This is a genomic window from Mesorhizobium sp. M1006 (assembly GCF_040318825.1).
Taxonomy (GTDB): Bacteria; Pseudomonadota; Alphaproteobacteria; order Rhizobiales; family Rhizobiaceae; genus Mesorhizobium.
Genome location: NZ_JAMYMZ010000089.1, coordinates 1 through 10,971 on the forward strand (window position 1 = coordinate 1; position 10,971 = coordinate 10,971).

Here is a 10,971-nt window from a genome sequence, read left to right on the forward strand (position 1 = left end):
GATGCCGAGCGCGATGTAGACGGCCTTGTTCCTGACGAAGCCCTCGTCCCTGATCTTGACCCGGATGGCATCGAAGAAGACGAGCCGATAGACCACATCCAGCGGGCGATTCTGCCACTCTGCCACTTCCTCCAGGACGGCGTCGGTGACGCCGAGATCAGGTCCGGCGATACGTCGATACCATAGAGTTCTTCCAGGTGGCCGCGGATCTCGCGCACCGTCATGCCGCGCGCATACATGGAGATGATCTTGTCGTCGAAGTCTGGGAACGGCGCTGATATTTGGCGATCAGCTTCGGATCGAAGGTTCCGGCACGGTCGCGCGGGATCGTCAGCGTCATCCATGCCTCCTCTCATAACCGAGGGGGTCAGTTTCTCAATTCGCCCGACACGGGCAGCACTTCGCGGATTGCCGCCCTGAGCCCCGGATGGTCGTCGGAGACGACGAACTCGACGTCGGCGAGCCCGCGATTCTTGAGCCCCGTCACGAACTCGCGCCAGCTCGAATGGCTCTCCCGGTTGGCCAGCTCCACGCCCAGAACCTGGCGCCGGCCCTCCCAATCCACGCCGATCGCCACCAGCACCGCCTGGCTGGCGATCACGCCCACCTCTCGAGCCCGTTCATAGCGCGCGTCCAAGATGAGATACGGATAGCTTTCCTCGAGCCGCCGCGTGAAGAACGCCTTGAGCGCCTCATCCAGCCGCATCGTCGCCTCGCTCACCGTCGAGGCCGAGAAAGAGTGGCCGCACAGTTCCTCCGTCACCGCCTTCACCTTGCGGGTCGAGACGCCCTGCACGTACATCTCGACCAGCGCCGACACCAATGCCTTCTCCGAACGCTGGTAGCGCTCAAACAACTCCGTCGAGAACCGGCCAGCCCGATCCTGCGGAACGCGAAGCTCCAGCACCCCGCGACCCGCGTCACCAGCTTGCGCTCGTAATAGCCGGACCGGTAACTCGTCCGCTCCGCCGTCCGCTCGCCTTTCTCGGCCCCGATCGCCTCCGTCATCTCGGCTTCAAGAACCTCCTGCACGACACTCTGCAATGCCTGGCGAAAGCCGTCCTCATCCGACAACAGCAACGCTTTCAACTCGCCTCTGCTCAGTCTAACGTCTCGATTGGTCATGGCACTTCCCCTTCCACGGGAATCGGTGATCGCAACGTCACCACCGTGCCATGGCCGCTCGCCCCTCAGAGCAGGCGCCGTTCTCTCTCCAAAACTTTTTGCAGAACCTTCAGCACATCTGTGGACGCCCCCGTGAGCGCAAGAAGAATCTTGGCTTGCGGGCGAGCATGCGCCCAAGCCACGATCCTTCCCGAATGCCTCGCCGACGAGCATGACGCACGACAGCGCTCGCTCCGATGATAAGCAGGCGCCGCAATGTACGCTCGCCCATCTTCGATGTTGCACCGAGCTTCTGTTTACCGCCGGTTGAGCGTTGCAGCGGCGTCAGGCCCAGCCAAGCGGCGAAGTCGCGCCCCTTTCGGAAGATTGCGGCGCAAGGCGCCAGTGCAACCAGAGCCGTTGCCGTTATCGGACCAACGCCGGGGATTGTTGCCAACCGCCGCACGTCTTCATCCTCTCGGGCACGCCGTGCAATCTCGGCATCGAGCTGCTTGATCCTTTCCTCCAGCGATCTCAGCGTATCGACCAGCATGGTGAGGGCCAGGCGGGCTGCTTCTGGCAGATCGCTCTTAGGATCCTCTACCTTTTCCATCAGCTTGGCGGTGTGAGAAGGGCCCTGGGCAACGACCAGTCCATATTCTGCGAGATGGCCGCGCAAGGCGTTGATCGTCTGGGTGCGCTGCCGCACCAGCAGATCACGAGCCCGGAATACGGCCGCACTCGCCTGCTCCTCCTCACTCTTCACGGCGACAAAGCGCATGGTCGGCCGCTGCGCGGCCTCGCAGATCGCCTCGGCATCGGCGGCGTCGTTCTTCTGCCGCTTTACGAAAGGCTTCACATAGGATGGCGGGATCAGACGAACGGTGTGCCCGAGCTTGTCGATCTCGCGCGCCCAGTGATGCGCCCCAGAACAGGCCTCCATGGCGACCAAGCAGGCCGGCTGCCCAGCGAGAAATGCAAGCACCTTGTCGCGTCGCAGTTGCTTGCGGAAAACAATGGCGCCCGCCGCATCGGCTCCATGCGCCTGAAACACATTCTTCGCTAGGTCCAACCCGATCGTGTTAACTTCCATTGTGGATGCTCCCTCTCTTACGGTGGCTGTCAAGCACCACCATTCTGGCACATCGATGCCGTCGAGGGGGCGTCCACATGGGGTAATCGCGGGAGCGAGTTGCCCTGAAACCAATCATATCCTTGGAAGGTGGCTGTTCCCCGATAAGATGGAAATACGGGCTCACGACCTGACGCCGGGCCCAAGCATCTGATGGAGAACAGCCATGGAAGAATATATCGGTCTCGACGTGTCGATGAAAGAGACAGCGGTGTCGATCCGACGTGAAGGCAAGCGCGTCTGGCGCGGGAAGTGCGCCTCTGATCCAAAGATCATTGCCGAGCTTATCCGCAAGCGGGCGCCAGCCGCCAAACGCGTGGTGTTCGAGACTGGACCCCTTTCCGTCTGGTTCTATCACGCGCTACGCGCGGAAAGGGTGCCAGCGATCTGCATCGATGCTCGCCATGCCAAAGCTGCGCTCGATATGGGGCGAATAAGACCGACGCGAACGACGCCGACGGTTTGGCGCATCTTGCAGAGGTGGGATTCTTCCGTGAGGTGCGGGTGAAAGGATTTGAGAGCATGCTGACCCGCACGCTTGTGGCGGCACGCACCCGGCTGGTCCGGATCACCACCGAACTTTCCAACCAGATTCGTGGAATCATGAAAACGTTCGGGCTGCTCGTTCCTGCAGGTAAGGGAACCACGTTCGAGAAGAACGTTCGGCGCCTTCTTATCGATCACGAGGAACTTGCTCTCATCGTGCTGCCGATGTTGGAGGCCTGGCGCGGCATTCGCATCCGTGCCGCCGAGCTTGGGCGCCAGCTCGTCGCAGATGCACGTCAGAGCCAGGCATGCCGCATGCTCATGTCGATCCCTGGCATCGGCGCCATCACCGCAACCTCATTCGCCACTGCCATTGAAGATCCGAGCAACTTCAAGACGTCCCGATCTGTTGGCGCCTGGATAGGCCTAACGACGCGCCGCTACCAATCCGGAGAAGTCGATTATGACGGCCATATATCCCGACGCGGCGACCGCCATTTGCGAGGGCTTCTCTACGAAGCGGCGTCGGTTATTCTGACGCGTAGCTCAACCGAGAGCACCCTGCGGACATGGGGTCTCCAGCTCCGGGAGAGGATCGGCTTCAAATGAGCTGCCGTGGCTGTGGCGCGGAAACTGGCGGTGATAATGCATACGATGCTTAAGACCGGTGAGTTCTTTGATCGAAATGCAGGCGCCACAGCATGAAATCTTGCGAATAGCGTTCAGAATCTGAACGCCTGAGGCGTCCCTGCCGGGACGTGCGCCGAGCCATTCCGCTGATGGGGTTGCACCGCTGTCTCAGCAAAGTGCGTCGTCAACATTGAAGGCTCGTCCCGCGAATCTCCATCATGCGGCGACCGATGTTGACCGCGAAGACAACCGTGTACCCGGCCAACGCATCTCCAAGCGCGAAGATACTTGACGTCCCCACCGCGATTAGACAATCCCATCAGTCCCATTCGGGGACGGGCGTTTCGGCGGATGGGGTTTGCGCCCATTGCGACGAGGATCATTGCGTGAGAGACGTCGATGCGCTGCTCGTACTCGCGCACGAGGCGGCGCCATCGGGTCATCCAGCCGAAGGTCCGCTCGACGACCCAGCGTCGGGGCAAGACTTCGAAGCCCTTCTGGTCATCGGATCGACGGATGATCTCAACCACGAAGTCCAGATAGGCGGCCTTGTCCATGTGCTTTAGCCGATCATAGGCGCCGTCGGCGAACAGATGCTTCACCCAGGGCCAGCGCTGGCGAATACCATCCAAGATCGCCTGAGCGCCGGCGCTGTCGGAGATATCGGCCGGCGTCAGGTTGACCATCAACAGCCGCCCATCCGTATCGACTGCGATATGGCGCTTGCGTCCGACAATCTTCTTTCCGGCGTCGTAACCCCTTGTTCCAGCTTGCGGGGCCTTGACAGACTGGCTGTCGATCACCGCCGCCGACGGGCTCGCCTCGCGTCCGGCCCGCTCACGATCCAGCATCAGCGCCCATCGTGGACGGTCTGGAACAGAAACCGCCGCGCCAGCTCTCGAAACCAGCCATAGACCGTCTGCCAGGGTCCAAAGTGGATCGGCAGCATCCGCCAGCCGCAACCCGAACGGACCAGGTAGCGCACCGCATTGATCACCTCGCGAAAATCAACCTCGCGCGGACGGCCACGCCGCCCAGGCTTGGGCATCAGCGGCGCGAACTGCTCCCACTCCTCATCCGTCAAATCAGACGGGTAGCGCTTGGTCTTCTTGGCGATCTGGGCCATCCGGCCACGGCTCTGCTTTGTCCACTTCCACAGCTTGAATCATAACCCAGCCTCAGACGAAACCCCAGCAAGCCGATTTTCAAAACCGCCTCTAAGATTGTAGGCCAGGTACCAGTGCACGCACAGCAGGATCACTGATTGGTCGAACTGACGGCCTTTGAACATCGCAACCTCGGAATGATCGACGGTTCCTTGCCACAACGCCGGTAAAAAAGTTGCAACACATCCAATCTCCGCGGTAACAATCGGACGCTTACACCAGACCATACTGCCGCAAGCTGCTCAGCGCGTTCCAGATGCTGTTCCTGACCAGGCCGGTTCTCTCGGTAAAATGCTTGGCCGAAATATATCCTCCATGCAGGCAGAGCTCCCTCAGGAGACGTATATTCGACTCTGTCCCTAAGTTAACCGACGTACCTTGCATTGACCCCTACTGTCGGGGTCGTCGAGTCCGCGACACGGTGATGTCTGGCTGGCGTGCCGCCGCGCTCTCAGTGAAGCCATTGAATAATATGCAGAACAGTTTTCCTGGGTCGCTTCCTGTGCAGTTGGCACGACTCTTGATGTTCGTTGTACGGCGGCAAAAGCCGCTAAATGGCACACTGGTTCATCTTGTTTGATCTCTAGGAAAGGAGACAGCAATGAAGGTCGATATGTCAGAACTCGGCATAGTGAGGATACCGTGACCCAGATCAAAAGCGCGATCATCGTCAATCCCTATTTCGACGGCGTCTGGCCTTTCTCGGCGAATTACTTGCGCGACCTTTGGCGCGAGGCAGGCCCTGTGGAATTTGTGCGTCGCGACGGCACCGAACTCACAACATTCTTCCAGGACGTCCAGTCGGCCGACACCCGTCGTCTCGCGCTGCTCGGCGCTGAAATTGACTTGCAGGGCCTGGCAGCCTTCCCCCAACTCGAAGAGATTGGTCTCGGAGAGGTCGAGCTAAGCAAGGAGGTCGTCGAAGAAGCGCAGAGGCGGTCTATCAGAATCTACGCGCCCACTTCTGAAGGCTATTGGGGCCAGTCAGTGTCTGAGTTCGGCTTGGCACTTACGCTCGGGGCTCTGCGTCGCATTCCGCAAACTCACCATCAGATCCTGACCGACCTGTCCCCGTGGGACTATGAGCCGGCCGCCAGCGGTCCCTGGCACGGCAAAAGAGGGTCGCAATTCGGCGACGATGCAAATTTCACGAACGGCACGATTGCCGGGAAGCGCGTTCGTGTCGTCGGCGTCGGCAACATTGGAAGCCGCTTCGCTTCGTTCTGCCATATGCTCGGCGCGGATGTGGCAGCCTGGGATCCCTTCGCTCAAGACCCTTGCTTCCATAGGGCTGGGGCTCGTCGTGAGTGGCATCTGTCTCAATTGGTGCAAGACGCTGAGATTTTTGTACCGATGCTTCCGCTGACGGGTTCCACCAAGGGTCTCGTTACCGCTCCATTGATCGAAACTTTGCCAAAGGGTTGCTTGGTCGTACTCGTGACGAGGGCGACAATCTGTGACGTTTCAACGATCCGCCGACGCGTTCTTGCCAACGAGTTGGCGTTGGCGGCCGATGTGTTCGACATCGAGCCGTTGCCCCTCAACGATCCACTGCTGGGGCGTGACAACGTTGTCCATACTCCTCACAACGCTGGCCGCACAATCCATGCCAATGAGGAGTTTGTTCACAGCATCATCAGGCAGTTCCGCCCAGTTGACGTTTGAGGCGTTACGACGATGGCATCGAAAAAGCTCAATATTGCGATCGTAGGGCTCGGCTTTGGAAGCGAGTTCGTCGACATCTATCGGCAGCACTCGGACGTAGGTAACATTACGCTGTGCGACCGGCGGCAATCGCGTCTCAGGGACCAGAAAGCAAGTTTCGGTATCACTCGCCTTGCGAACAATCTCGACGAGGTGCTGAGTGATCCGGAAATAGACGCGGTTCATCTCTCGACTGGCATCCCGGACCACGCCCGTCAGACGATTCAAGTTCTTGGAGCAGGGAAACACTGCGCCTGCGCAGTTCCGATGGCGACCTCCATCAGCGAGATCCAGGCTATCATCGCGGCTGTCCACAAGTCCGGTAAGAAGTATATGATGATGGAGACCCAAATCTATACGCGGGAATTTCTCCATGTGAATGAACTCGCTCGACAGGGTGTTTTTGGACGAGTTCAGTTCCTACGCGGGGCCCACTATCAAGATATGGAGAACTGGCAGCCCTATTGGGCCGGTTTGCCGCCCATGTGGTATGCGACCCACGCCGTCGCGCCTTTGCTTGCTCTCACGCAAAAACGTGCGGTGAAAGTGCACTGTTTTGGCAGTGGCCATCTACGGGAGGAGCTGCATAAGTCTTACGAGAATCCGTTCCCCATAGAAACTGCCATCTTCTCCCTGGAAGGCGATGAACCGCTGGCTATGGAAGTCTCAAGGGCACTTTTTCATTCGGCGCGGGCCTATACGGCAGCATTCACGGTTTACGGAGAGGACGCAGCTTTCGAGTGGCAACAGATCGAAGAGGAGGCGCCAGTGCTCTTCCGCTTGTCAAAACTAGGGGAATTTCCTGGCGCCAGACGGTCCGAGGCCGAGCGCATAAGTTTGCCCAGCTTCTCGCACTTACTGCCTGCCGAATTGATCCAGTTTGCTGACGGCTATAACGGGGGAGCCTACCCACACCTCGTTCACGAGTTCGTTCGGAGTATTGTCGAGAATCGGCGACCGTCAATTGATGAAGTAGCTGCGGCGAACTGGACCGCACCTGGCATTTGCGCACATGACTCGGCAATTCAGGGCGGTGCCGCTGTATATATTCCGCAGTTTTGATCACCTTCTAGTGGATTGATCGAGACAAAAGAGGCCGATTTTGGATTCTAATTTTAGTCGGAGTATGCGACTATGGTGCATGCGCAAAGGTATTACATTTGAGGTTTCCGCGGCTGATCGAGTTCGTCTCAATGCAATCGTTTCGGCGGGCAGTTCGCCTCAAAAGCATGTGTGGCGGGCGAACATCATCTTGATGAGCGACGAGGGTCTGAACCGTCGCGATCATGGAGGCGACGGCCAAGTCGAAGACCTGCGTCTGGCGTTGGCAGGAACGCTTCATGGCGGAAGGTGTAGACGGTCTTTTGCGCGACAAGAGCCGGCCGCCCGGCACTGCGCCGCTTGAGGTTGACCTTGTCGACCGGGTGGTCACTCTGACTCTGGAAACGCCCAGGCAGGAGGCCACGCACTGGACCGTTCGTGCGATGGCAAAGGCCGTTGGGATTCGCGGCGTCTTCGGTCGTCAAGATCTGGCACGAGCACGGCCTTGCGCCGCACCGCTGGCGCAGCTTCAAACTGGCGAATGACAAGGCCGCATCGCCATGGTGATGCTCGTTTGGAGCGCGGTGGCGCGTGGCGCAGCTTCCGCGACATGGGCTGGCCCGGCTGGCTGTTCGCAGTCGTGTCAGCAGTCGGCATGATCTTCTTCATCATGTCGCTTAGACACACGACGGTCGCGCATGTAGCCGTGATCTATGCGACGGTTCCGTTCATGCCGGCCGCCTGACTGTCGGCGCTGCTGAGCGGACTGGTCTGCTGGCCGTTCGGAGAGCCGCTGGCCGTCTCCGGCTACGAACGGTTTCTGCTGGCGCTGTTCGGCCTCGTGACTCGGCGGTCGGCCTTGCACTGTTCACGCTCGGCGCAAGGCTTCTGCCCCTGATCGAGACAGCGTCAGAACATGATGTTCGGGCGATTGAAATCGGGAAGTAAAAGCGACAGCAACCGAGGCTTTGGCGCGGCTCGACGAGCGGCTGGCCCGCTCGCCCGTCCGCGACGGTTTAGTCGAGCGCCAGCACTTTGCCGACACGGCCGCAGCACTTTGGCTCGAGGGCGAGCTCGTCCACCTCGAGGACCTCGTCCTGCACGACGCCCACGTGGACATCCGCACCCCAACCCACGAGCTCACCCGGGCGCATGCGATCCTGCGACCCGCCGGCGGATTTTTGCGAACAAGCCGGACTGGGCACTCGGCCGCGACGGTTTTTTGGCCCTGACCGGCCGCGGCGGCGCGACGGCGGCATCGGAACAAAAAAGCCGGGAAGGGCAGGGGGTTCCTGCCGCCAGCGCCATTGAAGCCGATGCTCGGGATGACGCAGAGGACGACCTGCTGGCCGAAGAATTTGCCGAGATCGATGCCGTCCTGGCGCGCTCCTCGAAGATTCTCAGTGGCGCCGACGTGCCGGCGAAGACACAGCGTTCAGACGACCGACGGGACCTTATCTACGATCTCGATTGGAATGAAGACGAACGGCTGGCCGAATGGCGGGATGTGATTGCCGGGACACGCGATCTGCCGGTCGTCCTACGCGGCGCGATCCTGCTCGAGGCATGGCAAGACATCGAGGTGCTGCAGCACGCCGCCTGGATCGGACCGCTGCTCGTGGCCGCACTGTTGCGGCAGGAAGGTCTTGCCGCTGGCCATCTCGCCTGCCTGCATCTCGGCGCCAAAAACATTCCGCGTGTACGGCGGCGGGCGCGCAATCGCAGCGATCGGCTGCTCGCCTGCCTCGACGCCATCCACGACGCGGCAGTGGTTGGCCTGAAGGAGCACGATCGGCTGACGATGGCAAAAAGCCAGATGGAGCGGCGGCTGCGCGAACGCCGCGCCAGCTCGAAACTGCCTGACCTCCTCGAGCTTGTGCTGTCGCGGCCACTCGTCTCGGCAGGCATGATCCAGGAGCGCCTAAAAGTGACAAAACAAGGTGCGCTCAATCTCGTCGGCGAACTCGGGCTGCGCGAGATGACGGGCAGGGGAAGGTTTCGGGCATGGGGGATTGTCTGATCGGCCATGTCTGCTTTACGAAGTTATCGAACTATCCTTCCCTGTCGCTCTTGCTAGTCCCTATGATTGCTGGGCCTGGGGTAGCCCGTCATCCGATATGCAACGGTACGAGGGTTAAGCCGGCTGACCGGCGCAGAGCCTCATGCATAGGAGACGGGCCATATGGAACATATCAGATTTGTCAGTTTGGATATTCACAGGCAACGGATTTCGGTCGCGGTAGCGGAGAGCGGACGCTCCGGCTCGGTGGAATATCTCGGCGAGATTGCCAATGACGCTGATGCCATCAGCAAGCTGTGCGAGCGTCTCGGGCGCTCCGGCAAGCCGCTGGCGTTTTGCTATGAGGCCGGCCCGTGCGGTTATGGCGTTCATCGCCAACTCACAAGCCTCGGCCATCGGTGCGACGTGGTGGCAGCGTCGCTGATTCCGAGGAAGCCTGGCGATCGGGTGAAGACGAACCGCCGCGATGCCACCATGCTCGACCGTCTGGCGCGGCGGCATCACCAAGACCGGCAACACCCATGCCCGGCGCGCGCTGGTCGAAGGCGCCTGAGAGCGCGCATCGGCCGGCATAAGGTCGACCGGATCGAGGCGTCGCCAATAGTCGTGCGCGATATCGGATGGAAAGCGCAGGGTCGGCTGTGCACCCGATATCGCAGGCTGAGCGCGCGCGGCACGCCATCGCACGCGAGATGGTGGGCTTCATCTGGTCGATCGCCTGCACGGTTCAATCCGCGCCAAAGGCGGCGTGACCGCTATTTGACAGACAGCCAGCAGAGGAGATCGCAAAACCAACATCAGCCTCGGCGCGATATGCGGCGCTGGAGGCGGGACAATGCCGGGGAGCCCTCGTCACCACTATGAGCCGCGATGCTCGCCATCTAGACAGAGGCAGCCCCAAACGAAACTAGGATGCGGCCCGATCCGCGGATGAGAGATTGTTGACCGACGTTCAAGTCCCGCCTCTTGCACCTCATATCCGCCGTACAAGTGCCTCGACCGCCGATCGGATCGGCGGGCTGCAAACTATGCCAAAGGCCGTTGTCAGCAATCATGAGAGTGGTTTGATCAGCTCGACGCCATATCTGTAGACGAGGCCGCCTGCTCCAACCATTTCAGCCACATCGTCTCGATCGCGGCTAGCTTCGGCGGAGACCGCTCTGACGGAACCGACCCGTCCCGGAAGGTCTCATCCTGCCACCCTCCAAAATGGCGCTAGCAGCGATTGGCCGACACCAACTTCGATAAGCCGTTTTGCTGCTCCCGAGGGCAGCTCAATCCGCGGGGCGAGATAAGCGGCGCTCAGCTCTCGCAAGCTTGCGCAGGTGAGATGGCGCAGCGGATCGTAATACTCACTCGCTATCTCGTCGTAGCTCCCATGCCTCGGAGGGAAGGGCTTTGGGATCGCGTTCACTTGCCGGCATCCTTCAGATCGAGATTGGGTCCTGCGGCCCTGAGTGGTGTCATTGCCCTTTCGACGGGCCTCTGCCAAGGCCACCACAGAGCGCTGTGTCTCTAGCGTACGGGCGAAGGTTTGAGCTGCTGCATCATTGCCGAAGGCGTTTTCCTTGGAGGAATCAAGATAGAGGATGCCGCTTTCGGTGTAAGCGGGCAGCTGAGGCCGTTCAGCGCTGGTAATTCCATGGCATGAGGGCGTCGATATCGCTGTTTGGCCAGCCATTGGCAAT

The 10,971-nt window shown here is 60.3% G+C and carries 6 protein-coding genes and 8 pseudogenes; 8 read left to right on the forward strand and 6 right to left on the reverse strand.

Features of this window, described 5'->3' with window-relative positions; all coding sequences use genetic code 11:
• The 3 pseudogenes from NKH60_RS33780 to NKH60_RS33790 all read right to left on the reverse strand — a co-directional run.
• Positions 1 to 340: pseudogene (locus NKH60_RS33780) on the reverse strand (transposase); the annotation flags it as partial.
• Positions 341 to 391: 51 nt separating this feature from the next.
• Positions 392 to 1,125, reverse strand: a pseudogene (locus tag NKH60_RS33785) (IS256 family transposase); the annotation flags it as partial.
• A gap of 136 nt (positions 1,126 to 1,261) precedes the next feature.
• Positions 1,262 to 2,197 (reverse strand): annotated as a pseudogene (locus NKH60_RS33790) (IS110 family RNA-guided transposase); the annotation flags it as partial.
• A 205-nt stretch (positions 2,198 to 2,402) separates the two neighbouring features.
• On the opposite strand from NKH60_RS33790, the pseudogene NKH60_RS33795 reads away from it, so the two are divergent.
• Positions 2,403 to 3,427 (forward strand): annotated as a pseudogene (locus tag NKH60_RS33795) (IS110 family RNA-guided transposase).
• Positions 3,428 to 3,684: 257 nt separating this feature from the next.
• Here NKH60_RS33795 and NKH60_RS33800 read toward each other — a convergent pair.
• Positions 3,685 to 4,478 (reverse strand): annotated as a pseudogene (locus NKH60_RS33800) (IS5 family transposase); the annotation flags it as partial.
• A gap of 93 nt (positions 4,479 to 4,571) precedes the next feature.
• Positions 4,572 to 4,643 (reverse strand): annotated as a pseudogene (locus tag NKH60_RS33805) (IS6 family transposase); the annotation flags it as partial.
• A 517-nt stretch (positions 4,644 to 5,160) separates the two neighbouring features.
• Between NKH60_RS33805 and NKH60_RS33810 the strand changes: the two are divergent.
• The 7 genes and pseudogenes from NKH60_RS33810 to NKH60_RS35275 all read left to right on the forward strand — a co-directional run.
• On the forward strand, positions 5,161 to 6,183 hold the full coding sequence (locus tag NKH60_RS33810; protein WP_352874951.1) for an NAD(P)-dependent oxidoreductase: 1,023 nt from the start codon (positions 5,161 to 5,163) through the stop codon (positions 6,181 to 6,183).
• 12 nt (positions 6,184 to 6,195) lie between these two features.
• Positions 6,196 to 7,284 (forward strand): Gfo/Idh/MocA family protein, encoded by a 1,089-nt coding sequence (locus NKH60_RS33815; RefSeq protein WP_352874953.1) that lies wholly within the window; start codon positions 6,196 to 6,198, stop codon positions 7,282 to 7,284.
• Positions 7,285 to 7,363: 79 nt separating this feature from the next.
• Positions 7,364 to 7,815 (forward strand): annotated as a pseudogene (locus tag NKH60_RS33820) (helix-turn-helix domain-containing protein); the annotation flags it as partial.
• Between the two features lie 22 nt (positions 7,816 to 7,837).
• Positions 7,838 to 8,008, forward strand: a complete 171-nt coding sequence (locus tag NKH60_RS33825; RefSeq protein ID WP_352874955.1) for a hypothetical protein — start codon at positions 7,838 to 7,840, stop codon at positions 8,006 to 8,008.
• A 223-nt stretch (positions 8,009 to 8,231) separates the two neighbouring features.
• Entirely contained in the window at positions 8,232 to 8,495 is a 264-nt protein-coding gene (locus NKH60_RS33830; protein ID WP_352874956.1) for a hypothetical protein, read from the forward strand.
• Positions 8,486 to 9,283 carry an RHE_PE00001 family protein gene (locus NKH60_RS33835; RefSeq protein WP_352874957.1) on the forward strand — a complete coding sequence of 266 codons (798 nt, stop codon included), beginning with the start codon at positions 8,486 to 8,488 and terminating at the stop codon, positions 9,281 to 9,283. Before NKH60_RS33830 ends, NKH60_RS33835 begins: the two co-directional genes overlap by 10 nt.
• 162 nt (positions 9,284 to 9,445) lie before the next feature.
• A pseudogene (locus NKH60_RS35275) lies at positions 9,446 to 9,778 on the forward strand (hypothetical protein); the annotation flags it as partial.
• A gap of 694 nt (positions 9,779 to 10,472) precedes the next feature.
• On the opposite strand, the gene NKH60_RS33845 reads toward NKH60_RS35275, so the two are convergent.
• Positions 10,473 to 10,971: hypothetical protein (locus NKH60_RS33845; protein WP_352874960.1), on the reverse strand; the 499-nt coding region annotated here is incomplete at its 5' end.